The sequence below is a fragment of the Shewanella sp. SM23 genome, assembly GCF_025654295.1.
Taxonomy (GTDB): domain Bacteria; phylum Pseudomonadota; class Gammaproteobacteria; order Enterobacterales; family Shewanellaceae; genus Shewanella; species Shewanella oncorhynchi.
In genome coordinates this window covers 1-26,463 of record NZ_JAKKRM010000001.1, presented here as the reverse complement: position 1 = coordinate 26,463, position 26,463 = coordinate 1, and the positions used below count along the sequence as shown (strand labels likewise).

Annotated in this window: 20 protein-coding genes and 2 pseudogenes; 10 read left to right on the top strand and 12 right to left on the bottom strand. The window is 46.1% G+C overall.

Features of this window, described 5'->3' with window-relative positions:
- The first annotated feature begins 275 nt into the window (after positions 1 to 275).
- The gene (locus L5L98_RS00110) at positions 276 to 830 is read left to right on the top strand and encodes a BON domain-containing protein (protein WP_105249747.1); all 555 of its coding nucleotides are present in this window, start codon (positions 276 to 278) and stop codon (positions 828 to 830) included.
- Between the two features lie 285 nt (positions 831 to 1,115).
- Here L5L98_RS00110 and L5L98_RS00105 read toward each other — a convergent pair whose 3' ends face one another.
- The 3 genes from L5L98_RS00105 to L5L98_RS00095 form a co-directional block, all read right to left on the bottom strand.
- Positions 1,116 to 1,520, bottom strand: coding sequence for a DUF3224 domain-containing protein (locus L5L98_RS00105; protein WP_263138089.1), 405 nt, complete (start codon positions 1,518 to 1,520; stop codon positions 1,116 to 1,118).
- A gap of 129 nt (positions 1,521 to 1,649) precedes the next feature.
- On the bottom strand, positions 1,650 to 2,426 hold the full coding sequence (locus L5L98_RS00100) for a hypothetical protein (RefSeq protein ID WP_105249748.1): 777 nt from the start codon (positions 2,424 to 2,426) through the stop codon (positions 1,650 to 1,652).
- 213 nt (positions 2,427 to 2,639) lie between these two features.
- Positions 2,640 to 3,779 (bottom strand): polysaccharide deacetylase family protein, encoded by a 1,140-nt coding sequence (locus L5L98_RS00095; RefSeq protein ID WP_263138088.1) that lies wholly within the window; start codon positions 3,777 to 3,779, stop codon positions 2,640 to 2,642.
- Between the two features lie 331 nt (positions 3,780 to 4,110).
- Between L5L98_RS00095 and L5L98_RS00090 the strand changes: the two genes are divergently transcribed.
- Both L5L98_RS00090 and L5L98_RS00085 read left to right on the top strand, forming a co-directional pair.
- The gene (locus L5L98_RS00090) at positions 4,111 to 6,747 is read left to right on the top strand and encodes a TonB-dependent receptor (protein ID WP_263138087.1); all 2,637 of its coding nucleotides are present in this window, start codon (positions 4,111 to 4,113) and stop codon (positions 6,745 to 6,747) included.
- 66 nt (positions 6,748 to 6,813) lie between these two features.
- Entirely contained in the window at positions 6,814 to 8,319 is a 1,506-nt protein-coding gene (locus tag L5L98_RS00085; RefSeq protein ID WP_263138086.1) for a tryptophan halogenase family protein, read from the top strand.
- Between the two features lie 9 nt (positions 8,320 to 8,328).
- Here L5L98_RS00085 and L5L98_RS00080 read toward each other — a convergent pair whose 3' ends face one another.
- Complete coding sequence (locus tag L5L98_RS00080) at positions 8,329 to 9,258, bottom strand: AraC family transcriptional regulator (RefSeq protein WP_173245916.1); 930 nt, start codon at positions 9,256 to 9,258, stop codon at positions 8,329 to 8,331.
- A 504-nt stretch (positions 9,259 to 9,762) separates the two neighbouring features.
- Here L5L98_RS00080 and L5L98_RS00075 point away from each other — a divergent pair.
- The 4 genes from L5L98_RS00075 to L5L98_RS00060 all read left to right on the top strand — a co-directional run bounded on the left by L5L98_RS00075 (position 9,763) and on the right by L5L98_RS00060 (position 15,069).
- Positions 9,763 to 11,055, top strand: coding sequence for an MFS transporter (locus L5L98_RS00075; protein ID WP_263138085.1), 1,293 nt, complete (start codon positions 9,763 to 9,765; stop codon positions 11,053 to 11,055).
- The gene (locus L5L98_RS00070) at positions 11,052 to 11,894 is read left to right on the top strand and encodes an ROK family protein (RefSeq protein WP_173245922.1); all 843 of its coding nucleotides are present in this window, start codon (positions 11,052 to 11,054) and stop codon (positions 11,892 to 11,894) included. The genes L5L98_RS00075 and L5L98_RS00070 overlap by 4 nt, the downstream gene beginning before the upstream one ends.
- Entirely contained in the window at positions 11,891 to 14,632 is a 2,742-nt protein-coding gene (locus L5L98_RS00065; protein ID WP_263138084.1) for a family 20 glycosylhydrolase, read from the top strand. Before L5L98_RS00070 ends, L5L98_RS00065 begins: the two co-directional genes overlap by 4 nt.
- A 194-nt stretch (positions 14,633 to 14,826) precedes the next feature.
- Positions 14,827 to 15,069, top strand: coding sequence for a hypothetical protein (locus tag L5L98_RS00060; protein WP_006080930.1), 243 nt, complete (start codon positions 14,827 to 14,829; stop codon positions 15,067 to 15,069).
- A gap of 131 nt (positions 15,070 to 15,200) precedes the next feature.
- Here L5L98_RS00060 and L5L98_RS00055 read toward each other — a convergent pair whose 3' ends face one another.
- The 3 genes from L5L98_RS00055 to L5L98_RS00045 form a co-directional block, all read right to left on the bottom strand.
- The gene (locus tag L5L98_RS00055) at positions 15,201 to 15,710 is read right to left on the bottom strand and encodes a YgjV family protein (protein WP_263138083.1); all 510 of its coding nucleotides are present in this window, start codon (positions 15,708 to 15,710) and stop codon (positions 15,201 to 15,203) included.
- 139 nt (positions 15,711 to 15,849) lie between these two features.
- On the bottom strand, positions 15,850 to 16,461 hold the full coding sequence (locus L5L98_RS00050; protein ID WP_263138082.1) for a Crp/Fnr family transcriptional regulator: 612 nt from the start codon (positions 16,459 to 16,461) through the stop codon (positions 15,850 to 15,852).
- A gap of 23 nt (positions 16,462 to 16,484) precedes the next feature.
- On the bottom strand, positions 16,485 to 17,111 hold the full coding sequence (locus L5L98_RS00045; RefSeq protein ID WP_263138081.1) for a fumarylacetoacetate hydrolase family protein: 627 nt from the start codon (positions 17,109 to 17,111) through the stop codon (positions 16,485 to 16,487).
- 207 nt (positions 17,112 to 17,318) lie between these two features.
- On the opposite strand from L5L98_RS00045, the gene L5L98_RS00040 reads away from it, so the two are divergent.
- Positions 17,319 to 19,346 (top strand): methyl-accepting chemotaxis protein, encoded by a 2,028-nt coding sequence (locus tag L5L98_RS00040; protein WP_263138080.1) that lies wholly within the window; start codon positions 17,319 to 17,321, stop codon positions 19,344 to 19,346.
- A 19-nt stretch (positions 19,347 to 19,365) separates the two neighbouring features.
- Here L5L98_RS00040 and L5L98_RS00035 read toward each other — a convergent pair whose 3' ends face one another.
- A complete protein-coding gene (locus L5L98_RS00035; protein WP_028760658.1) occupies positions 19,366 to 20,379 on the bottom strand; it encodes a succinylglutamate desuccinylase/aspartoacylase family protein in 1,014 nt (337 codons plus the stop codon).
- Positions 20,380 to 20,504: 125 nt separating this feature from the next.
- Complete coding sequence (locus L5L98_RS00030) at positions 20,505 to 21,083, bottom strand: MarR family winged helix-turn-helix transcriptional regulator (protein WP_198572063.1); 579 nt, start codon at positions 21,081 to 21,083, stop codon at positions 20,505 to 20,507.
- 230 nt (positions 21,084 to 21,313) lie between these two features.
- Between L5L98_RS00030 and L5L98_RS00025 the strand changes: the two genes are divergently transcribed.
- The gene (locus L5L98_RS00025) at positions 21,314 to 22,519 is read left to right on the top strand and encodes an MFS transporter (RefSeq protein WP_263138079.1); all 1,206 of its coding nucleotides are present in this window, start codon (positions 21,314 to 21,316) and stop codon (positions 22,517 to 22,519) included.
- 98 nt (positions 22,520 to 22,617) lie between these two features.
- Here the strand turns inward: L5L98_RS00025 and L5L98_RS00020 are convergent, their stop codons facing one another.
- Positions 22,618 to 23,181 carry a PhnA domain-containing protein gene (locus tag L5L98_RS00020; RefSeq protein WP_011790067.1) on the bottom strand — a complete coding sequence of 188 codons (564 nt, stop codon included), beginning with the start codon at positions 23,179 to 23,181 and terminating at the stop codon, positions 22,618 to 22,620.
- 134 nt (positions 23,182 to 23,315) lie between these two features.
- Positions 23,316 to 25,535 carry a TonB-dependent receptor gene (locus L5L98_RS00015; protein WP_263138078.1) on the bottom strand — a complete coding sequence of 740 codons (2,220 nt, stop codon included), beginning with the start codon at positions 25,533 to 25,535 and terminating at the stop codon, positions 23,316 to 23,318.
- Positions 25,536 to 25,871: 336 nt separating this feature from the next.
- On the opposite strand from L5L98_RS00015, the pseudogene L5L98_RS00010 reads away from it, so the two are divergent.
- A pseudogene (locus tag L5L98_RS00010) lies at positions 25,872 to 26,216 on the top strand (TIGR02453 family protein); the annotation flags it as partial.
- 13 nt (positions 26,217 to 26,229) lie between these two features.
- Here the strand turns inward: L5L98_RS00010 and L5L98_RS00005 are convergent.
- Positions 26,230 to 26,463: pseudogene (locus L5L98_RS00005) on the bottom strand (IS4 family transposase); the annotation flags it as partial.

Sequence of the window (26,463 nt, the reverse complement as noted above, 5' to 3'; positions counted from 1 at the left end):
TCCCTGTCGCTAAGTGAGCCATATTTAACCGACTCCCCTCCACTTTTACTACAGACATAATACCGCACTGATGAGTGCGGTTTTTTATACTCGAATAATGGCTCAGCATGCCAGAAAAAATTACATTTTGTCGGTAAAAAAGACCGACCTAAAGGAAAATGCCAAGGTATAAAAACGCCAGAAAAAACAATTAAACCATTAAAAATCATAATTTTAAAAACATTGGCACGATTGGCGCATTACCTAGCTTCGAGAAAACAACGGAGGATATGATTATGAAAACTACAACAGCATCAGTACTAGTGGCTTTACTTGTCGGTTCAATCAGTTTAAATGTGGCCGCCGCCCAAGATTGGAAAGGCGGAACCAAGGATGCGTGGATCGATGGAAAAGCAGAAACCACTTTACTGCTCAACACGAATCTCAATTCCTTCGACATCATTACAGATGTCAAAGATGGTAAAGTGACGTTAACAGGTAAAGTGGAAAGCAGTGTGGATAAAGCCCTCGCCACAGAGCTCATCAAGAGCTTAGATGGGGTGAAAGATGTCGATAACCAACTCACTGTGATGAATGAAAAAGAAGGCACCAGTGAAGTTGTTGCCACCTTAACTGACTCTAAAGTTGCCACTGTCATCAAAACGCGTTTACTGTTTTCAACTGACGTATCCGGCACCCAAATTAATGTGGATGTTGCCAATGGCATAGTGACATTGAAAGGTGAAGTTGCCAGCGATGCCGAACGTCAACTAGCACTGAAAATTGCCGAAAATACCGACGATGTGAAAAAGGTCGTTGATAAAATTAAAGTTGTTAAAAAAGTGTCTTAACTCTCGCGACAACGGCATTTTTTAAATTAAACGTATTTTAAGTAACAGCACGCCGATCTAGACTCAAGGTTCGATAGTGCTTTATGAAAAAAGAATCAAAAAAACCAGCCTCAGCTGGTTTTTTTATGTCCATTTTCAGACTCAATCGAAAAGACTTACTCACTTAAATTAAGAGGAGTGAATTAAGATGACTCGAATGATCATAAAGGAGAAGAGTTACAGAAAACTGAGCTAAAACGCAGGCGTTACTCAAGCTTCAAAGCCAAACTAAGCTTCAAAGTCAAACTAAGCTTCAAAGCCAAACTGGAATGCATAAAAATGTTGGCCATTCTCAATATTGATGGTCATAGTGCCAGTTAACCCCAGCAACTCCCCCGCCCCAGAATGGGGTATCACTTCTAAGATCAGACGATTTTGTCCATCGGTCATAATGCCAAAATGTTGTAATACAAAACTGCCCTGCTTACCGCACAAATTACCAACCACTTGTTCAATGGCCACATAGCCAGCTGAGCCCTTGACTGACGTCATAGCACTGAGCATTTCCCCTTTGCTGCGACCCTCAAGCTCACCATAAAAGGTTTTATCTAAGCCCATACGTCCTAACGTCACACCACCAATACCAGTAGCATAGGGGCTATCAGGAGTGAGCTTAACATCAAATTTCCCAGTGATTTTGCTAACTTGCATGACACTCTCCTTGTCGAAATCTTATGCTGACCTATTACCTGCTAACGCTTGCTATTGAAGCAAACATCACCCACTGACCGAAAAACAACTTAGCATAAGCCTGCGTAGATCCATAATGGCATTTACACGCTACTTATGTATGCTGGTCTCACTCACTACCATCTCTATGGTTTTGACTATTTCAGGGCTTTCAGACATGGGTTGGTCAGACGCTCTATCGCGATAAGTCACAGCAATTTTGAATGGGGCTTCGAAAGGATAAACAGGTTCAATACTATCAACTTCGATTCGATCGCCAAGCATGACACTGCCTAAGTGTTTCAAGCTATTGTGTTTAAAATCCAGATTAAACAATCCAAGATACCAAAATACGCCTGAACCTTGAGTCGTCACAATAAAGGGCGCCACAAAGGGCATAGTTTGCATTTTAGGATCATCTTGAATCGGTGCGTCACTTTGGGTGTCCGGCTCTAGAGCTGGATCGAAATTTAACGGTGTAATGCGTAAGTAATCAAGTAATGCTCGACCTTTTACCTCACCATCTTGGTAGTCGCCCATAGCAAACTCTGTTTGTTTGATCTTAATAAAATGAGTCAATGCAACGGACTTGCCGCCCTCAGGCAGCGTTATTTCAACAGGATTGGCGGTATTTAAGCTAAAGAGTTTGAGCATCACTTCCGATGCATTCGCCACAGGCTTTACCTCAAAAGGTGTCACAGTTTCGATCTCATTCGCCTGAGCCTGAGTTTTTTCATGCGCCATGGCTTCATCGTATTGCATCACCTGTCCATCTTCCATCACCATATAAATATCATCATTGGTCATGTTGAAACGGTAAATACCCGCAGCAAGTAAGGCTAATACCACTAAGGTTGCCGCTATGGTTAATTTTACAAACGTACTCATCTTCTCTCCCCAATCGCGCTCGTTATGCGCTACTTTTCTAACACCGATAAACTTCAAATCAATGTCGGAGCAGTATTACAGATACTGAGTTAAAGCGAAGTGGGTAAAGTGTAAAAAATGCCGCTATTTTGAATTTTGTCAGGCTAAGTTCAGCAACATGCCTTTTACTCGACAAATATGATGGGCCGAGTAAATACTCAGCCCAATACATCACTACTTTTCGTTTTTCCACAAGGCTGGGGTTTGGTTCGGTTGCCAATTGCTTTGGGAGAAATGTGCTTGCACTAGGGAATAGATTTTATCTTGATAGGACACAAACTCAGGTAGTTGATAATTATGCTGCTCCTGCCAAGCAGGGGCATAGTTATCTAGCGTATCAAAACGATACCCTTGACGTTGAGCTTCTTCAACAAAACGCTTAATTTTAGGCAAGTTGATGGTTGCACCTTGTCCGCGGTGAGCATTCTCAAACAGGAAGTCGTGGGTCAAGATAACCACTTTCCCGTTATGTAAACCATCACTACAATCTAAGTTCTGCGTACGACTGTTAAGCGGATTCATCGTCGTTCCTGCGCAGGTGTTAATCACTTGATTGACTTTTGCCACCAGCTCAACCCCATCGGCCATGGATTCAGCAGGAAAAGCAACCCCCCAATCCTCTGGTCCCCAGTCTAGATCCCAGCCAAATATTTTATAGTCACTCTCAGCGAGCATGTTTTGAATTTGCACCGCAACTTGCGAACTGTTGGTCGAGGTTTCTGCGGTACAAGCAAAAGCGGGGTCCCAAGGCGGCACTGTATCGGATGTCGCACACAAGCCGTCGCCTTTGAGTTTACTGGTCACTCGCCAACCATTGGTGTAAGGCAAACGTGCCAACTTAGTCATCTTGTTATTGGGATAACTGGCGGCATTAGGAATAAGTTCAACCACTTTGGCCGTGTTCGTCACAAAATAGGTGAAATCGGTGGCCGCATCTTGATAGGATTTTACAGGCCAGAGTCCAACTTGATTACAATATGCCGCCCCAGATTGCACGCCATCAGTGCAGTTATGCAGCATATGATCGTAACTGTGGTTTGCCAGAATATGACCATCGTCTAGCAAACGTTGTAGGGCGACAGCCGCTAATGCCTCGTTTTCATCTCCTTCGCCATACATATGAAACGCATTAATAAAGAACGTCGCCTTAATATTGGCATCCTTTAACGCATCTAACAGCCCTAAGGTCGCGTCAATTGGACCATCATCAAAGGTAAGGTAAATGGTTTTATCGCTGGCGTAGGCCGCACTTAAGCCAGTACTCAAGCTCGCAACACAAAGCCCAACTGCAACGGCTATCGATTTCAGTTTCATGATTTCATCCTATAAATAATGTTTAAAGATGAATAAGTTAGTTCTCTTTACGCACTGGTTAATTCATAACCTGTAGACAGCGAGTTCACTCATCCGTTTAGCTTATCTATAGTGAGTAATCCCGCCGGCATTAGTTATACCATCCTAGCAACAAGCCATACTTTTCTACGCTAAGTCGATAAATCCTGCCTTTGCACCCAGTTAACCATCCCCTTCAAAGACAATAGAAAAATACCAATCCTAGTGTGAAAAGTACCGCATCAACAATTCGATAACAGGTAAGTTAACTGGAGAAAAAAACAACATAAAAGCACTACAGGGATGCAATAACATGTCAGAAGGTCAACTATTTAAGAGCTCTTTGCTCGCATTATGTATCGCTAACGCCTTGTTCGGGATGAGCTCAACCGCAGTCGCGGCGGAGCAACAAGAGGCAACTGCAGAAAATATTGAGGTAATCCAAGTACGCGGCATACGTCGCTCGATTGAAGCCTCTATGAATACCAAACGCTTCGCCGACTCCACGGTCGATGCCATCACCTCGGAAGATATCGGTAAGTTTCCCGATAAAAACATTGGTGATGCGCTGCAGCGAATTTCTGGGGTGACGGTCGATAGACAATACGGTGAAGTGAGCGGAGTCACCATTCGCGGTACAGCGCCAGAACAGAGTCGTATTTTGCTGAACGGTCAAACCGTTGCGAGTACCTCTTGGTATGATCTTGGTCCTGCCACTCGTACCTTCAACATGGAATTATTGTCAGCCGAGCAAGTCAGTGCGGTTGAAGTCCACAAAACGCCAACCGCTAGCCTTGAAGAAGGTGCGCTAGGCGGCACTGTCGATCTCAAAACCCGTAAGCCCTTAGATCTCGATGCTCACACTTATCAAGTGGCGGGTGAGTTGAGCCAAAGCAGCCTGTACGATGAAACAGATCCAAGTGGATCTTTCGTCGGAAGTTGGAAAAATGACGATGAAAAATTTGGTATTTTAGGCGCTTACTCAGTAGAAAAACTCACCAGTGGTCGGCATGTATTAGAATCGCTCAGCGGTTACTATGAGTACTTTTCCGCTGATCCTGCACAAAACCAAGAATCAACTGTAGGGGCGTGGGGGATTGGCTCACAAGCATTTAGAGCCGAACGTGAAAGGACCAGTGCCCAAGTTACACTGCAATTTGCACCGACTGAAAAAACAGAGTTCACCTTAGATTACTTTAATTTTGAACTCGATATCCCCCACGTAAACCATAACTTCTTAACCGTTGGCGCCCGCGGTTCGGGCTCCACCAACGTAGTAAATAACGCCCAAGGCGGCACGGCATCGGCAACGATTCTGCCAGCGTATGCGTCGATTATTTATAACCCTGTGGTACGCCACGCGGTTAATATGAAGTCTGACGTACTCAACTTAACCGGAAAATATGTCGGGGACAGTTTCACCCTTAGCGGCGTCATTGGCCAATCGACCTCAGATGGCGGCACCCAAGGCGGCTCATCTTCTTGGTGGATCCCTGCGACGGACCAAGGCGGCAAAATTGGCGATCCCGCCTTCCCTAATGGTCAAGGCAGTGTCGATGGTGGCTTTAGTTACGATGCCACAGGTCCCTATCAAGTGGTGCTCACGAGCCTAGATGCCAACGATGCTAGCCAGTTCAAGCATGCGCAGGAAGCCAACTACGAAACCACAGTGCAAGATCATAAAGTCACCTACGCACAGTCTGACTTCGAATATCAACTCGATCATGATTTTATTAATAAAATTGCGGTCGGGATTAAGTACAACACCAGTGATTTCGAGCGTAATGCCTTCAACCGTAACCCCGCAGAAATCTTAGGTTTTGTGCCCAATGGCAACCTAGCCAACTGGAGCGATGGCGTACTGTCTGGCCTGCATTCCCAGAGCGGCGGCAATGTGCTCGACTCCTATGCCAAGTTAGATGAAGACAAATGGTGGGCGTTTATCAGCGAGAAATACGCCAATGGCGAGTTAGTGGAAGTCGCCGATCTCGGTAACACCTTCACTGTCGAAGAGGATATGTTGGCCCTGTACGCCCAAGCGGATTTCAGCGGCGAATTCTACCGTGGTAACTTTGGCGTGCGCTACGTTAACACTGACCAAACTTCAACCGGTTTTGCCGATGGCAAACCCTACAATGAATCCGTTAATTACGATAATTGGTTACCGAGTATCAACGTCGCCTTCGATCTGCAAGAAGATTTAATCCTACGCGCCTCGGCCTCTGCTGTGATGGCACGTAACAACTACAGCGATCTTAAACCTGGGTTAGCGATAGCGAAAAACTTTGGTACTGCGACCGGCGGTAATCCAAATTTAAAACCCTATAAGGCGAATCAAGCCGATCTTGGCATCGAATGGTACTTCACTGAATCTTCTATGCTGTCGGCGGCCTTGTTCTACAAAGATATTGATAACGTAGTGTTTGTCACTGAGTCGACTCAGTACATTGAAGGTTGCGGCGCGTCAGAATCCGAGTGGGATAAATGCCGTGTCACAGCCCCAGCCAACGGCGGTAGCGGCTCAGTGACTGGGCTTGAAATCCAGCTACAACATAACTTTGAAAGCGGTTTTGGCTTCTTAACCAACTACACCTATGTGGACAGTAAGAGCACTCGCCCCGATGGCACCGAGCAGATGATTGAAGGCGTATCAGAAAACTCCTTCAACGGCTCACTCTTCTACGAAGATGATCTGTTCAGCGCCCGTATCGCCTATAACTGGCGTTCAGAATACTTAGGCGTAGGTAATATTCAAAACGTGTTAAACGACAGCTATCAACAAGTGGATGCCTCGATTATTTGGCATGCAATGGAGAACTTAGATATCTCACTCGAAGGGGTTAACTTAACCAATGAAGTGGTGCAATCCTATGATGTTAAATACGGATTAACCCAAAACACCATCGAATTTGGTTCACGCTATTTCGTCGGTGCTAGCTACAAATTTTAAACTTGAGTCACACCATAGCCGACCTTAGGGTCGGCTTTTTGCGTTGATAATGCAGAGGTATAAACCATGAAAGTGAAGCAAGCAATCAGAAAAATCATTATCTTAGGTGGCGGCACCGCAGGTTGGATGGCAGCGGCTGCCCTCGCGAATAACCCCGTATTTGCCGCCATTGAGCTCTGTTTAGTGGAATCGGACAACATAGGCACCATAGGCGTTGGTGAAGGTTCAACGCCACACTTGAAACGCTTTATGGACAACTTAGGCATTAGCGAAAAAGATTGGATGGAACAATGCCACGCCAGCTATAAAACTGGCATCGATTTCATCAACTGGAATGGGGATGGGCAGCAATATTTTCACCCCTTCTATTGTCAAATGGATGTGAAACCCGCTGAAGTTTTCTTTATCAACGCCAATGCAAGACGCCGCGGTCATGGCAGTGCCGTTAAACCCGATGCGTTTTTCTCGAGTGGTGTATTGGCGAAACGCAATCTCAGCCCAAGGCCGAATAAAGCATTGCCCTACGCTAACGAATACGGCTATCACTTCGATGCCACTGAACTTGCCAACTACTTAAAAGAATACGCTTGCCAACGCGGCGTAAAACACCTCATCGGCGATGTCATTGAAGTTTCAACAACCCAAAACCAACATATAGACGCCTTAATGCTGGCGAATGGCGAACGACTTAACGCCGACTTTTTTATCGATGCCAGCGGCTTTAGCGCTAAGTTAATTCATAAAACCCTAGGCGTACCCTTTCAATCCTTCGCCAATGAACTGCTCAACGACAGCGCCGTCACTGTTCCTGTTCCTGCATTAATGGACTCCACTCAAACACAGCAAGCCAAGTTCCATACCCGCGCCACGGCGCTCAGTGCGGGCTGGCTATGGCAAATCCCCCTCACCCACAGGCTTGGCAATGGCTATGTTTATAGCAGTCGCCACCTCAGTGCCAATGCCGCAGCCAAGGAATTATTGCACAGTGTTAATCTGCCTGAATCAACCCAAGTTCGGTTTCTCAAGATGCGGGTCGGTGTCAGTGACAAGGCTTGGCACAACAATGTGCTGGCGATAGGACTTGCGCAAAGTTTTATCGAACCACTCGAAGCCACGTCGATCATGATGACCCAATTCACCCTTGAAAAATTTATGTCGTTATTCGAGCGCTATCAATTGAATAAGCAGGCAGAGACCTTAAGTCGGCAAACACTCAATCAGGCAGTCATGCAGTTAGTGCTCGGCATAAAGGATTATATTCAGGCACATTATGTCACCAGCCAGCGCAGCGAACCCTATTGGTTGGCGGCGAGAAAAGTCACCATTTCCCAAAGGCTGACGCAACTATTGCAAGCTTGGTATCAAGGGGAAGACTTTGATTTACTGCTTTACCAATACGATCAGCAACTCGCCTACTTTCGCCCTTCTTGGTATGCGCTGTTAGCGGGAATGGATTACCGCGACCCAAAACTGAAGCGCCCATTTGAGCCGATTTCAACGGAGATCACGGCGCAAGCGATACGCTACAGCCAAACCTTAGTGGAGCAGTATTTTCAGCCTAAGCATCCGTGATAAGAATGGTTAAATTGCCCTTTGTTTACTGCTAAAGCACTGACGAAAGCGACTCGGCGTGACACCTTTAAATTGAATAAAACGCCGATTAAAATTGGATAAGTTGTTGAAACCACACTGATCGCTGATGGTTGATATCGGACTTTGATTTGACAGCAGTAACTTGCACGCCTTAGCTATCCTGAGTTGATTGATAAACTCAGTTAAGGTTTTCTCGGTGCGTTTTTTAAAGAATCGATGGAAATGATTGGTGCTCATGTGCGCTAACTTTGCCAAATCCTGTGCCGACAAGGCCTGAGTGTAATTGTCATAGATATGCTCGATCACTTTATCGAGTTTTTTCACGGTAAAGTCGAGTTTACTACCGTGGGTAAACAAGGTGCTCGACAAGAGCTCTTGCTGACTATCCTGTTGTAATAACGCTAATAATTCCAATAACAAAATATAGCGTCTAAAAGGATTGGCCGTCTCCATCGCGATAAACACACTATGGGCCTTACGCGCCGTTTCCTCACTAAACAACACACCTCGTTTGGCATGGGTCAAAAGTGAATGCAAAGACGCTAACTCACGTTGCTCATTCACAATTTGGTGTAGCCAGACCGCTGGAATTTGTGCCACATAAACGACTTCCTGCACCCTCGCATTCGAAGTGCCGTCTTTTAGCGCGTTGCCATTTGATATCTCGTCAGTTGAAACACCAAGGTTCGCCTCGGATTGCCAGCCGTGGGGCATATCTGGGCCTATGATCACTAAATCATAATCGCCATAACGGGCAATATGATCGCCCACATAACGCATACCATAACTGTTGAGGGTTAAGCAGATTTCGTACTCGGGGTGATAATGCCAGTTGAGATCCATGTGCTCCCATTCATAACGAAAGTAACGCCAAGAACTGTTTTCATCGGGGATCACTTTTTCACACAGAGGTTTCATCCATTAAACTCCAATTGCTCATTCCTTTACCTAAGCTTCAATCAGCTCTTATAGTTCAACGCCATTCACTCAAGCTAGCCGTTATGCCATCCTGTTAAATTATTCAATTACTTAGACCTTATTTTTAATGCCAGCTATGGCCTATTTGAGCCGAGAAAGAGCAGTGCCACGCGCACTATTGTCTATAGCAAGCCAGCCTCACAGTGATACTCAACTATGCTACTCCGATACTATTCTATCCAATGTTAATTAAAGGTAACTATTTTACAAGTAAACACTTTATCAGCAGAGGCTAAAACACGGTTTTACCTATGCCCATCCGCAGCAGCTATCTGCTGCCCACTATCTACAGCAAGTATTTACATCACCTGATGTAATTCAGCCCAATCAGCGCGAACACAATTTGACTATGTGAGAATAGTATTGACAGAGGTGCCATTCGTATCACCACCAAGGCGAGCGTCAAGCCACAATGAATTTCACTTAATTCAATTGGCTAAGCACATGAAACACAAACTCATCATTCTGTTTGTCCTCTGCACTTTCTTTGTGATTTCCTTGATGACCAACAGCATGGGGCCGATTTTCCCTGCGTTAATTGATAGTTATGCTATCGGCCTGACGCTGGCGGGGTTATTTCCCTTTGCGTTTTTTATCGCCTACGGAGTGACATCGATTCCTGCGGGGATTTTAGTAGACAAGTACGGTGAAAAGCGGGTGATCATTTTAGCCTTTAGCCTGGCGTTTATCGGCGCTGTCACTTTTGTGTGTTTCCCTACCTTTAGCATCGCTATGTTTAGCCTGTTTTGTATTGGCACTGGCATGAGCTTATTGCAGGTGGCAGTGAATCCCTTATTGCGACAAGCTGCGGGGCCAGAGCATTTTGCCTTTTTCTCCGTACTGGCCCAACTTGCCTTTGGCGGCGCAGCGACCTTAGCGCCGCTGGTGTATCAGCATTTTGTCGCCTTAGATCAAGCCAATGCAGCATCCGCCAACTATGTGCAACAGCTATTGCCAGAGAACATGAGTTGGCTCGCCATGTATTGGTTATTCGCCGTGGTCGCGCTCACCATGGTACTCTTTGCCAGCCTAGTGAAGATGCCCAAAGTGAATAAACTGGCAGATGAGTCGGCAGGTGCCCTCGAGACCCATTTACGCCTTTTCAAAGATAAAACCGTTTTGAAATTCTTCTTCGCTATCGCCGCCTACGTCGCACTTGAGCAAGGGCTTGCTAACAGTATCTCAGTCTTTTTGTCGCAATATCATGGCCTTGATACCTTAAGTGTCGGCGCCAATGTGGTTAGCGATTTTTGGTTTTACATGACGCTCGGCTGCCTACTCGGTTTACTGCTACTTAAACTTATCGACAGTCAGATCTTGCTGCTCAGTTTTTCCCTTAGTTCACTGGTTTGTTTTCTGGTGGCGATTTGGGGACCGAGCCAACTAACATTAATTTGTTTCCCATTGGTTGGCTTTTTCATTTCTATCATGTGGTCGGTGATCTTCTCGTTGGCGCTCAATTCGCGCACTCAAGATCATGGGTCATTCGCCGGCATTCTCTGTACTGGCATTATCGGCGGCGCGTTTATCTCGCCGATCATTGGTGTTATCAGCGAGCTATCCGGCGAGTTACGGCTCGGGATGTTAGTGCTGTTAATCCCTATGGCTTACATAGGTTATGTGGCCCTAACGGCTCGTCCCTTGATTAAAAACACTACCCTGTTCTCAGCGAAAGCGGCATCAAAGGATGCCGTTCCTATGGCAACAAACAACACGAGAGGCAACAAGCTATTATGAGCGTCCTATGTTTAGATCTTGGGGGAACTAAACTGATGTTGGCACAGGTGGAAGGTAAAACCTTACTCGACACTTGGCGGTATCCTGTTCCCGCCGATGGCAATTTCGAACAGTTATTCGATTTCCTCGTGACCTGTATCCACAGCCACCTCACGCCTGAAACCAATGGAGTTTCCATCGGGGTGCCCGGTATGGTGGATATGCACAGCGGCACTTTACTCGAAGTGCTCAACATCCCAGCACTAACGGCAACGCGGTTAGCCCAGCAACTGCAAAATACCTTTGAAATGGATGTTGTTGTGAATAATGACGCTAACCTCTTTGCCCTTGGCGAAGCTGTACTCAATCACAATCAAGACATGCTCGGGATTACCTTAGGCACTGGCGTAGGCGCTGGGGTGATTTTTAATGGTCAGCTGTATTCGGGTAAACATTGCGCCGCAGGTGAAATAGGTAGTTTGAGTTATCGTGATGGCATTATTGAGCACTACTGCTCGGGGCAATACTTCACCACTCATCATCACATGAGTGGCGAGCATTTGTACCAAAAAGCCTGTGAAGGTGACAGCCAAGCGCTACAAGCCTTCGCCCATTTTGGTGAACACTTGGCGCACATGATCGCCCAAACCTTACTGGTATACGATCCCAAAGATATCATCCTTGGCGGCTCAGTCAGCCAAAGCTTTCCCTTTTTTATTGAAGCGCTTAAACAGAAATTGCAAAGCTTAGTCTATGGCCCGCAACTGACAGACTTGACGATTTCAGCCAGCCAACATCACAATGCAGCCCTCATAGGTGCCGCGCAGTGGTTTTTACAACAAAAGGACTCAGCTAAGTGAAAGGACAAATAACACAGAAAGGGATAATAAAGTGGCAGAGGATTAAGACGGCCTTAGTCAGCGGCGTGATGGCAGTGCTTCCCGTGGCGTCGGTGCTTTCAATACTTGCGATGCCATCAGTACAGGCCGCCAATGCTGTGCAGGAGGCAAATCATGTCGCGCTGAATCAATTGGCCGATAAGCTCCAATTAAATTATCAGCTAACCGCTAGTTATCTTGAAACCTGTCCCGCTAAAGAAGCCCAATGCTATCGCTCCGCCATTGAGCTAACCCTGCCCACTCAGTTATCCAACGACAAGTTATCCAGCGAAGAGTTAAATCATGGCGACTGGCAAATTTATTTCAGCCAATTATCGCCCGTTTATTTCGTCGATGCGGGTGACTTTAGCATTGAGCATATCAATGGCGATTTACATAAAATCACTCCTAAAGCCAGCTTTAAGGGCTTCGTCGCCAATCAAGTTTATCGTATTGAGTTTTATAGCAAAGGTAGCCAAATCACCCGTTCCGAGTTTATGCCAAACTTCTTTGTCGCTATGGGCGATAAGGCGCAGATCATAAAGAGCACTCAAACAAGGCGCGATAAAGAAACAGGTTTAGCCGAGCAAGACTACCTGGCGCCCTTTAATGCAGAGAAACAATTCTTACTGGCAAAAAACGATGCAACCCCCTTTGCCGATGGCCAGTATTTAGCAGAGCAATATCAAGCCTTAGCCGCAGACAAAGCACCTGACATTAGCGGCAAACTTATCCCCACGCCACTTCATAGCCAAAGCCTAAACTCGGCGCCTTTATCCCTTGCTAAAGGTTATCGACTCACGGCTGCAACTGTCGATTTTAAGGGGCGGCAAGCGGCATTTGATTACCTCGATTCTTTAGGCTTTTCGGCCAAGGACAAAGGCACGCCGCTATTATTGCAACTCGATACTCAAACTCCTAAAGTCGCAAGCACTGAAGCCCATGATAGTGAAATTAAAAGCAGCGAAGCCTATCGGTTAACCATAACGACTGAGCAAATCAGTATTCGAGCGAGCAGTGAAGCGGGACTCTTTTATGGCCTACAGAGCCTAGCTGGGTTGATCAGTTTAAGTGACGATCAACTGGTCGCCATCGATATTCAAGACCAGCCTCGTTACGTCTTTCGCGGCCTGCATATCGATTTAGCTCGTAACTTTCACTCGCTCGATTTTATTAAACGCATTATCCCACAGCTCGCCGCCTATAAAATCAATAAGCTGCACTTGCACTTAGCCGACGATGAAGGCTGGCGTTTAGCCATCCCCGGCTTACCTGAACTGACCGATGTGGGTGCAAAACGCTGTTTCGATTTAACCGAGCAAACCTGTTTATTGCCACAACTGGGCAGTGGCATAGCGGACGTAAACCCCGTCGATGGCTACTTAACCGTGGCGCAATACCAAGCAATATTACAACTGGCTGATGCTCACCATATCGAAGTGATCCCTTCACTGGACATGCCGGGGCATTCACGCGCCGCAATAAAATCCATGGAGGCGCGTTATCACCATTACCTCGCCAAGGGAGACAAAGCTAAGGCGGAGGAGTTTTTACTGACTGAATTTGCAGATAAAACCCAATATTCGTCGATTCAGTATTACCACGACAACACACTCAATGTGTGTCTGCCGAGCACCTATCACTTTATCGATACTGTGATTGATGAAGTCAAAAAAATGCACCAAGCCGTAGGCATTCCTTTAGTGCATTACCACATAGGCGCCGATGAAACTGCGGGCGCTTGGGTAGAATCCCCTGCATGTATCGCAATGAAGCAACAAAAAGCCGATGAGTTAGCCGGACTGCATTCGCTCAATGGTTACTTTATTGAGCGCGTTGCTAACATGCTGGCGGAGAAAGGGATTATTGCCGCTGGTTGGAATGATGGCATGGGTGAAGTGCGCCCCGAAAACATGCCAGCCCAAGTGCAATCTAACGCTTGGTCGCAGATTTCAAACAACGGCCATCAAATCGCCCATAAGCAAGCAAATCTTGGCTGGAAGGTCGTTATCTCAACGCCAGAAGTCATCTATTTCGATTTCCCCTACGCTAGCCATCCAGATGAGCGCGGCAATCATTGGGCCTCGAGGGCAATAGACAGTTTTAAGGTGTTTAGCTTTATGCCCGACAACCTGCCCGCCCATGCCGAGCGCTGGCACAATAGCTTAAATCAGCCATTTGTGTCGGACGATAGCCACAGCCAGCTCAAACCGGGACACAGTTTTTACGGCTTGCAGGGGCATCTTTGGAGCGAAATGGTGCAATCGGACGAGCAAGCAGAATACATGTTATTCCCGCGCATGGTCGCCCTCGCCGAACGGGCATGGCATAAGGCGCCATGGGAATTAGCCTATGATTATCAAGGTAAAATCTATAGTCAGCAAACTCAACATTTCGCCCGCCAACTCAAGGGCCAAGCCGAGCAAGTCCTCAAACAGGATTGGCAAATTTTCACCGCGGTTTATGCCAATAAGGTACAACCTAAGTTAGCTAAAGCGGGAATTTTCTATCGCATATCACCGCCTGGGATACGTGTTGAAAATCAGCAGTTAGTGCTCAATAACTTATATCCCAATGCCGAGTTGGAATACCAACTCGACTCAGGACCTTGGCTAAGCTACCGCCAAGCTTTCAAGCTTAATGATGTCAAACACATCCGCGCCAGAGTCAAAGATGGCGCACGTTACTCTCGCCCATCGACTTGGCAAAGCTCCCTCTAATCGTTCATCGCACAATGTCGGCCATCACATGTGATGGCCGATACGTTAATTGACTATTAATACCACTGGTCGATGGGTTAAGCATAAGCTTACATTGAGGCTTTTCAATAACAGCGCAACTCAGGCTATAATCTCGCTATTCGCGATGACACTCTCGTGATAACACTTTATCAAGCCTAAGGATCTGCCAACCGATGACAACTGCTTCTACTAGCCCCTTTGCCGTGTTAAACCAAACCACAGCAACCTCGTTTAATGAACAGAAAAATCTGATTAAACGGGTATTTAAAGGTAAGCCAGTGCAATGTCCTAGCTGTAAACAGACACTTAAAGTCATATTGCCTGAGCAGGCAAAGGCAGAACAAGCCGCAGGAATTTACTGTGCTAAAGGCTGCACAGATATCGAACTCGATATGGAAGCCGTCGCGGGACTCTAATCATTCCAGAGCCAACCCACACTGGCATTAGCTTCACATCGACGGCCAAGCGACGATTACAACAGTCCCCTGTGATTAGCCGTTATAAAATATAATATCTCTCTAATTATCAATGAGATTATTTAAACTGATCACGGTAATTGCTTAAGCTGCCCACGAAAATAGTGTCGATAATAGCCCACCAAATTACTGCCAATAAAGAGTACCTCCATTAACACTGCCACAGGCGATCCCACTAAGGCATTGTGAACGAGCCAAAAACTGGTTCCGACTATCATAAGCAGCCTGAGATCTTTATCCCTTTGACAGAATGCGGCGCGGGTTTGAAACAAGATGCCTATACAACTGATCACAGTCGTTACCCCATTAAAGGTCACAATGCTCATCACAAGTGCAGCAATAGAGAAACACCATAGGGCTACTTTTGAGGTGGTAAAAATACTGGTGAGATAACGCACTGTGGCTATGCCCATTAAGCCTGCGGCAGTCCATTGCTCCAGCAAACAAAAATGAATTGAAATCAAGATGCCAGACACAAAAAGGCAGGCGACTATCCGCTCCCGCGCTTTAAATTGAAACGAAATCAGATCGAAGATAATGGCTATCGCCACCAAAATTTGAGACAAAGTAAACGCAGTCAACTTATTAAGCTCCTTCGCTTTAAGCAATAATGCGCACTCCGATTGAAAGCCTTATAGACTTGAGCGCGCAACTTAAGGCGCAGCATCATGGGAATCGCGCTTTAGCGCATTAACTTAAGTTAACTGGGAGCAAAAACCATTAAAGAGAGTCTTGAAGTCGTCTACGCATACGCGACAAACTGATTGCCGTAATGCCAATATAATTAGCTAGCTGACCTTGGCTTAACCGCTCAAGCCAAAGTGGTGAATGTTCGCGTAAATACAGATAACGTTGCTCAGGTGTGTGCAGCAGTAAAAAGGCTTCCTTTTGTTCTTTATACAATAATTGCTGTTTAAGTAACCCAAGTTGCACTGACTGCAGCGAAGTATCATCCAACACAGATAACGGCATTTGGATAAGTTTACAGGCGCTTAAGGCTTCTAATTGGTAACGAGCGGGAATTTGCTTAAGCCAACTGACATACAAAAAACACAGTTCACCCTCGAAATAAAACTCTTTACAGCGCTCTATGCCCTCCTGAGTATAATGGCAAGCGCGCACGATACCATCCACAACAAAATATGCTTGTGACTGCTCATTTCCTTGGCCAAGAAGCACCTCTCCCGCCGGCACGTTCAACGCTTTAAACTGTGGTAAGTAACGTTCAACAGCAGCTTGACTCGCCCCTAACGCAATCAAATATTGTTGCAGTGGCTGGCAAGTTGACACTTGTAATACAGCAATCTTTTTTAAATCATCAGGTTCAATCATGCGAGCAACTCAGCGATTTATCACTAAACACTTAACCATTGCCATTCGAGCAAAGGTTCAGCACTCGCTTGCAGGCCACGGCTCAGCGTGACGTTAAATACACTTTTAGCGGGAATGCTTCCCACGCCTTTAGGCGTGCCTGTCATTACAATATCGCCCTCATCTAGACTGATAAAGGCTTGCAGCTCAGATAATATAGTCTGAGGTTTGTAGATCATTAAATCGATATGCCCCTCTTGCACCAAGTTATCGTTGATACTCAATGTGAAATGCAGCTGTGCCTCTGCATCATCAATCGCCACAAACGGACTGAATAACGCAGCACCATCAAAGGCTTTTGCTCGCTCCCAAGGCAATCCCTTAGCTTTTAACTTAGTTTGCAAATCACGTTTTGTGAGATCTAAACCGACGGCGACGCTACTGAAACGGCCATTTTGAAACATAAAACACAGCTCGGTTTCATAATGCAAGGTTTCCCCTTGATGCTCAGAATAAAGCACAGTCGAAATGGCCGAATTGGGCTTTAAAAATACCACCATATCCTCGGGAATTTCGTTACCTAATTCATGGATATGCTCAACATAGTTACGCCCAATGCAGAGAATTTTTGTCGGTACGATAAGGTTTTCACCTAACACGACTGATTTCATCTTTAATCCTTTTCAAGATAGGGTTGAGATTATTTTAAATAATAAAACCAATTAGTTAACCTAAATTAAATCTAAACGTTCAATTGAACTAATCACTGTACTTATGACGAACTCTGCTACACTTAAATCAATATTTCAACGAAAACAGCGATCTAACCATTAATAAACCCATTTTACATGGACAGTCATAGAAGAGGTTTTCGCACTATGTTAACGCTTACCATAAAACAAAAAATCATCTTTAGTTTTAGTGCAATTGGCGCGCTGCTCATCGCTGGTAGTAGCTTTTTCTACTATTCACTCTCCCAAGTGCAAACCGCCTATCAAAATATTGAAACCTTAGCCGTACCCGTGCAAAAGCAGAGTAATAGCTTACAACTAGTGCTATTAAAAATGTCACGCCTTGCCACCCTAGCCCATAGTCAGCAAGACACTGCCGCCTTAACCAAAAGTCAGCAAGCATTTACCGCGCTGCAGAAGAAATATCAAAGTATCGAAAATGAGTTAATTGAGCGAGTTGCAGATCAACCTAAGATGCAAACATCCCTAAACGAAGCGCAGGCAAGATACCAAGCCTATTTGCAGCAAAGCCAAGCCATGTTTAGCGCTAAACTCGCCAATGAACAAGCAAAACGGCAGTACCTGCAACTCTTTGAGCGCTTTAACCATGCCAAGACCAACGCCAGTAATGCGATGATTGATCTCGAAACTCTTTCCATCCCCGATAATCCCACTTTACTCGAAGAAATTGTCGGCACAGGTACTCGCATTGACGACATGCTCTATACGCTAGCCAACACTATGGGGGAACTGATCCACACTCAAAGTTTGGATATTATTCAATCGCACCAACAGGATGTCGGTATTTTACTGGGGAACCTCACCACTAACTTTACCTTTTTAAAACAACAAACTGATGGGCTTGATACCTTAGGATTACTGCAAATATTCGAGCAAGAATATGCGATTATCAATACCTTACTCGCAGCGCCTGCCGAACTTTATAAAGTGCAACAAGCCGTAGTTGAGGCACAACGACAAGCAGAGCAACATTACCTCGATGCCGATAAAGAGTTTAATGCGAATAATCTCGCCTTAGATAAGTTAATCAACTTAGCCGACCGCCGATTTACCAGCCTGCAAACCATTGCCAGTAACGATATTCAACAGGGTCAAACCTTAGCGATTGTACTAGCACTGGTATTTATCATCATGGTGAGCTTTATCTCTTTCTTCACCTCCAAGGCCATGCTCAATCCCTTGGCCTTAGTGAACGGCGCACTCGCCAGTATCGCCCGAGGGGATTTATCTAAACGCATTCATAAACGTCATAACGATGAATTTGGTGCCCTAATCGATAACATGAATACCTTGAGTGACGATCTTGCCAAGCTGTTAACCAATATCAGCCAAAATGCCCATTCATTGGACAGCTCTGCCACCCAAACCAATGAGCAAGGCCAGCGCATCGCCAATGCCGCAACGGCGCAAATCAGTCGAGTCGATGAAACGAAAGCCTTGGCAGAACAGATGTTTACTAGCTCAAATCTAGTGACAGAACAGGCCAGTGAGTCGGCGAGACAAATCAGTCAAGCTTCGAAATACGGTAATCAAGTGAAGCAAATTGCCGATGATAATCGCAATAAAATTGCCGAACTGAGCGCCCGTTTAAGTAGCTCAGTTGAAGTCATGTCTCGCTTGAGCATTCAAAGCGATAATATTGGCAGCATTTTAACCACCATTAGCAGCATTGCCGAACAAACCAATTTGCTGGCACTGAATGCCGCCATTGAAGCCGCCAGAGCGGGGGAACATGGTCGTGGTTTTGCCGTCGTGGCCGATGAAGTGCGATCACTTGCCTCACGCACCCAAGCCGCCACCGCCGAAATTCAAACCATGATCACGGCCCTGCAAAAAGAAACGTCCACGGCAGCCGATGCGATTACTACGGGGCAAAATCAAGCAAATGAGTGTGTCGGACAAAGCCAAACCCTGCAGGATGCTATCGCTCACATAGAAAGCACCTTACATACCCTCAATAAAATGAGTCTAGAGATCACCCACGCCGCCCACGAGCAGTTAAATTACAGCCAGCGGATTGAGTCGAGCATGAGTGAGGCGGCACAATCTGCAGACCAAAATGCCAATGAAGCTATGGACATGGCCAAACGCAGCAACGAAGTCACTCTGCTTGCCCATTCACTCACCAGCTCAGTGGAGCGGTTTAAACTGTAGAGGTGATGGGACCTAGATTCTAGGCATATTCCATCAGGAATTCATCGAGCTGTTCGTTGGCAATTTCAATCTCGTCACCTTCGAACTGGGCGATATGAAACATGCCCTCACCTTCGTTAGTCACAGGGATATTACTTATTCCTATGATAATACCGTCGGTTGGCGCGCGAATGGCCACACTGTCACCGCCGTGGGGGCTGACGATATGGGCAATGATATAACCCTTAGTCACCCGCTGGCCAAGTTTAAGCTTCATATTCACTAAACCATCGGATTCACTGCGAACCCAATAACTGCGAATAGCACTGACACTCGCGCCTTTGTTACTCACTCGCCCTTTAAGCATGTCTAAACTGCGCATCACATTGAGCACACCTTTGAGGCCAGATTTTATCGACAACTCGCTAAAACGTAACGCCTCTCCAGCCTCATATAAAATGCAAGGAATGCCCTGTTGATTAGCATAACCTCGCATAGAAACACTGCGCGCTTTAGAATGCATAATAAGCGGTGCACCAAAGGCATTCGCCATGGCGAGCATAGTCTCATCATTAGTATCACAGCGAATTTGCGGCAAATTATCCCTATGGACGGCCCCAGTATGTAAATCAATCACATGGGTTGCATGAACTAATAACTGAGTGGCAAACAGATTAGCTAAACGGCTTGCGAGGGCCCCTTTGCTAGAACCAGGAAAGCAACGATTTAAATCACGACGATCGGGTAAATAACGGGATTGCTGAATAAAACCAAACACATTCACTATTGGCACCACAATTAACGTGCCCGTCAGATTCTTTGGATTCACTCTGGCTAATAAACGCCGACAAATTTCGATACCATTGAGTTCATCCCCATGAATAGCGGCACAAACCAGTAAAGTCGGGCCAGGTTTGGCTCCGTGAAACACTTCCACATGAATATCGAGTTGCGTATCGGTATACAACTTAGCGGCTGGCAGCTTGATCCCTAATTGCGTCCCAGCTGTGACTCGTTTTCCCGCTAATTCAAATGCTTCACGTCTTTTTACCATGGCAACTCCCTTGTTCTATCAAATGTTATCCCGCGCGGTTGGCTCATGTTTACCGCATTTTTGCCAAAATGATCCGCTATTGCATATCAGCCTACTCTAAAGACTAAAGTGGGATTTTAAACGAATTATTGCGGCTCAAATTGGTTCAGCCAAGATTTTAAAATCTGCAGTAACACAGGCCTATCTTCAGCACTCACGCCCGCGAACAACGCACTTTGACATTGAATATGCTGAGGTAATGCCTTATCAATGAGCGACTTACCCTCAGCAGTTAACGAGACATGGACGGCGCGGCGATCTTCCTTACTGTGCTCCCGCTCAATCAGCCCCTTATTTTCGAGTCTGTCTAAACGACTGGTCATAGCGCCAGAACTTAGCATCATGCTCTGATAAAGTTGCGAAGGCGAGAGTGTGAACGGCTCTCCCGAGCGCCTTAACGTCGCGAGCACATCGAACTCCCCCTGACCTAAGCCAAATTCGGCGTGGCATTGCAGCAGTACCACTTCGATATATTTCGTTAAACGAGCGATTCGCCCGAGCACAGCCATAGGGATCAAATCCTCAGTAACCCCTTGCTGTTGCCACTGTTCAACAATTCTATCGAGGCCATCTTCTTTAGTATTCGAATCCGCTTTCTTTTTATCCGTAGAACTCGCGTTAGTATCCGCAGGACTGGCATTAGTTAGCGTCATTTTAGCTGTCATAGGTTTATCTCAATATAAAGATTCTTTACATCATTCTTTACATCTTAGTCATTTTCTCGCAGAATTAAAATATCTTTATATCAAGATACATCTGAAAGAGATTCTTTTTGAATTGTAGTGATGTGGTTTCAACCTACTGTTGTTGAAGGGAAATCATCATGAGTATGCTAAATGCTGCTACAAATCACTTTTTCAGCAAATCAAACTCAGCTTATTTTTGGAGACAATCCATGCGATCCCCCCTGACAGAGAAAGCGAATTTATTGCTGCTCGGACTCGCGTTCATCCTTATTGGTCTAAATCTACGACCCATTCTCGCCTCCGTTGGGCCTTTACTGCCCAGCATACAAAAGGATATCAGCTTAAGTTTTACCTTAGCATCTATGCTGACATTGCTGCCCGTGCTCGCCATGGGACTGGGCTGTTTTGCAGGCTTTAGTATCGCCAAACGTTTAGGATTCAATACCGTAATGACAGGATCATTGCTACTGCTGATCGCCGCTACTGCAATGCGATTCTGGACGATAGATGCCAATTGGCTTATCTGCTCGGCATTACTGGCAGGGGTCGCAATCGCCCTCATTCAAACCATAATGCCCGCCATGATTAAGCTTAATTTCGGTAAACGGGTGCCCTTAATGATGGGGCTTTACGTCACCGCCATTATGGGCGGCGCCGCATTAGCGGCGAGTAGCGCGCCTTTTATCGAGATGAACTTAGGTTGGCGCGCGGGTCTAGGTCATTGGACTTGGCTAGGCATATTCGCACTCGTGCTGTGGCTCCTGATTAAACATAAAGCCGCATTACCGAGCCAAGCAAAAGAGCAAGCTTTGCAACTTAACTTTTGGCGTTTTCGTCGCAGTTGGCTATTGGCGATATTTTTTGCATTAGGCACAAGTTGTTATGTCTGCGTACTTGCATGGTTAGCACCCTACGCGGTCGAGCTAGGTTATAGCCAAACTCAATCTGGATTAGTGTTAGGTTTTTTAACCAGCATGGAAGTGATCGCGGGCTTAGTGTTTCCTTGGCTTGCCAGCAAGTCGACGGATAGACGCGCCATCATAGCCCTACTCTGCTTGCTACAACTCATTGGCTTTATGGGACTGGCACTCGCCCCTCAAGTATCGCTATTTTTATGGGCGGGACTTGCAGGATTAGGTATTGGCGGGATTTTTCCACTCGGGCTGATTGTCACTATGGATCATCAACAGAATCCTATGTTAGCAGGTAAATTAACCGCCTTCGTGCAGGGTGTGGGATATACCATAGCGGCTATCTCGCCTTGGATTGCCGGATTAATTCGCGATAACTTCAACAGCTTTAACAGTGCTTGGTTATTACTCGGTGGCTTAAGTGTGATCGCGTGGATATTATCTTGGCAATTTAATCCGCAGGGCTATGCACGCCAATATCAAATCACCCGCTGCGTATCTTAACTACCTAACTCAACATAAAAAAACCGCCATGTCGGCTAACGATCATGGCGGTTTTTATTGTGTTGAGCTAAATAAATCGCGCTCACACTAAGCGAAACTTAAGACTTTTTAACGAAGCATGTCAGAATCACAATACGAGTACCGTTAACGCGGCCTTCGATATGCTCTGGGTTGTTGGTCAAAGCAATGTTACGCACAGCTGTGCCACGCTTAGCCACAAAGCTAGTGCCTTTCACGTTTAAGTCTTTGATGATGACCACAGTATCGCCCGCATTGAGCACTGCACCATTACTGTCTAACGTTGGCGTCGCATCGTCACCTGCTGCGGCAACTTCGGCATCACCCCACGCTTTTAAATCGTCTTCAAGATAAAGCATATCCAGCAAATCTTGCGCCCAGCTTTCGCCATTTAAGCGCTTAAGCATACGATATGACATCACTTGAACTGCCGGTACAGGACTCCACATGCTGTCGTTCAGACAACGCCAGTGGTTCATGTCCATGGTATCCGGTGCCGCAATTTGGCCACTGCAGGTTTCACAAATCATGATCTCATTGTCACGGCCATCGGAGGCTGGCAGATCATAAATAGAGAGTTCAAGCTCGCTGCCACACAGTTCACACTTGCCGCCACAGCGACTTAGCAATTCATTTTCAGTCATTTTTCTGTTCTATATGCCTAGTAAAACGCGGATTATGCCATAAACTGGCATTTTTCGGCAGGGGGCTGAGGCAATATAACCCTATTTTTTATGAGCTATATATGCCTAGTCCACACAGCCTTAGTGATTAGTCTTTAAAATTCATAGGCTAAACTCAAACGAACATCACGCCCAGCTGCGGGGATCCCATCGGAGAGAAACGGCACCACTTGCAGATCCGTAAGATTTTTTACCATCAAACGCACACTTAATCCCTTTAAGATGGCTTGAGGTTCATAGGCGAGATACACATTCTGTAGGAAATAATTCTCGCTGGGTGACTCGGCATTAAAGATATCACCGTGGGGAACATTGGTTTGCGCATCATACCAAGCACCCTGCCAAGCGATAGAAATGTCATCTGTGATATACATGCCTAAACGCAGACGAATATCGAGCGGGGCTATGTTAGCTAAATATTCATCGTCATCTTGGCTGTCTCTGAGTGACCCATTGTGCTGTCCTTGCAGCCATGAAACCGCAAGATCACTGAACACATCTTGATAGCGATATTGGGCTTCAAAATCGGCACCGTAAATATGGTAACCATCAAGATTTGTGTAACCACTTTGAATTAGCTGGGTTTTATCAGACTTAGCTCCGCGGCGCTGGGCAATATCATCGCGGCCTAGGTTGGCAAACAGAGTAAGCTGCGTCGTCAGCGCATCATCGTTGGCAAGCAGATGCTGGTGCTGCGTCATTAGGCCTAATTTGAAGGCATGTAAGCGTTCGACATCAATATCGCGACTCGTGCCGGTAATGCTGGCTTTAGCGTATTGCACGGCATAAATCTCATCCACCACAGGGGCTTGCAAGCTATAAGCGTAATCAAAGTTTAACCGAGCGTGATTTGTCAGTTGATAATCTATGCCTAATCTTGGTGAGAACCCCGAATGATGGGTTGAGCTATAATCATGGCCCGCAGCAATATCATTGTAATCTGGTGCAATATTTGGTCGACCTATGCTGTAGATAAAGTCATATCGCAGCGAGGGAGTCACAGTTAAGTCATTAGTAAGATGAATTGCATCGCGAATATAGGCAGCATAGGTATCTTGACGGCCTTCAGGTTGGTAGTAAGGTGTGTACCAGCCAAAGTTTTTCTCGGGATTTGTTTCATAACTTTTGTTAAACACTAACGAAGTGCGGTCAAGACTACGGTACTGTAATCCTGTGGTGATCTCATGATCGCCAATCAAGCTCAAGTTGTTGATATCAATGTAGTCACGTTTATAGTCTAGCCAAGATTCGTGACCGAAGTTGCCTACGGAAACCGTCATTTTCTCCCACGCGATATCGGGTCTTACCCAGTGGCGTGCATTCGCCGAATGGGAAATCACCACTTGGGTATCGATCAGGGGATTACTCGGCGAATAGCGATAATTAGCCGACCAAGTGTTATCTTCATAGGTGTTGTAGGCGGTTGTGGCATACAGAGCCTGCTCGTAGGAACCGTACTTTTTGATGTTGTAGTCTGAGATGGCAGGCATAGGGCCACGGCGATTAGCCCAAGGTTTGCGGCCCTCATCAAGATAATGGGTCACGCTCAAGGCTAATTGGTGATCGCCCTGCGCATAATCCATCTTACCTAGGTAGTTATCTTGCTCATAACCTGAATATTCAAACTCTTCACCATTGGCTAAAGTGACATCCCCCGCATCGCGACGCGTAAGATGCAGCAAGCCAGATAGATGTGAATTCACGCGGCCATAAACTGTCCCCGTATAACCCATAGCGTCATTATTGCTGGCGTAGCTGGTTTTGGCTCGCGCGCCAAGGGATTGATCATATTTAAGAAAATCATCAGCCGATTTAGTGACCACATACATGGCACCACCAAAACCGCCATTGCCCGAGCGCACGTCATGGGCGCCTTTGATCACTTCCACTCGTTTGATGAGGTCAGGATCGAGGAAAAATGAGCCGTAGCGATACTGCTCAAATCCCACCGGAGCATTATCCACATAAACGTTAAAATCTTCAGTCTCGCCAAAGCCCCAGATATTAATCCGCTCACCGCCACTGCGGGTACCGCCATCGATATGCGCCCCCGCCATATCATCGATCACTTCGGCGAAAGTTGTCGCCTGCATCTCCTCGATTTGTTCCATAGAAATAATCGCTTCACCGGGTTTAGCGACTGTGATGGCCCTGCGATATTGCTGCCCATGAACCTGCAGGATCTCAATCGGCTCAACCTTAGGCTCGCCCAATACCTCAGCGGCGTACAACGGCATTGAGGGCAATATACATAATCCCATAAGCGACAGATTTCTATTCGCTTTCCACTTATCACACTTAGGCAGGCAACCCATTCAACGTCATCCTATTAACAAACCAATCTAAAAATAGGGCGGCATTATAGGCACTAACGAACAAGATAAGAATAGTTCTCACTTAGCTTTACGTGTAAATAACCGACTTATTGAAAACAAGGTAGAAGCGGCACAATGCAAAAATTTAAGTGAAGATCTTGCCGAAGGATGGCAGTATTGGCACCCAACTTGACAGTCTTAACTATCGTGTTTTAACTATCGTGAGTAAGAACGGGCAGGCGATACGGAAGGATATGTCAGCAACTCACCTTGCTCCTCAATCGGCATTAATACTGCTTGTGCTCGGTTTATCTGCATTAATAAGGTTCCCTGATAATGGCCACTCTAACAACTAAAATCCCTATTGCGACTGGTGCAACGTTCAGCGCTGCGAGCCTGCAATTTTTAAATCAACTGGCACAAAACAACTCCCGCGACTGGTTTAAAGCCCATCAGGCGGAATACGAAGAAACAGTGCGAACGCCAGCGCTGCAGTTTATCGAGCAAATGCAGCCCAGTATTCTCGCCCTCTCACCTCGGCTGACTGCCGTACCAAAAAAAGTCGGCGGCAGCTTGATGCGTCCCCAGCGAGACAGCCGTTTTAGCAAAGATAAAACGCCCTATAAAACCAATGTTGGCATTCAATTTCGCTATTTTCAGGGCAAAGACGTGCATGCGCCGTAATGCCGTTCACTTAAGAGTGAACGGCATTTTTCTTTGGTCTAACCGGGAACTTGTTTTTGCTCATTTTAAGAACTCGTGGATATGCCCTTTCCCGTTTACCATCCAGCTTAAATTGCCGTGCATTTCGTTCTATATCCAATACGTCTCTCGGGACATTCCCCGGTGTTTGTGATGACAGTTGTGTCAACTTGAAGATGATATAACTCGCCGCATCTCGAAAACTCAGTTGATTGGGGTGGACCGA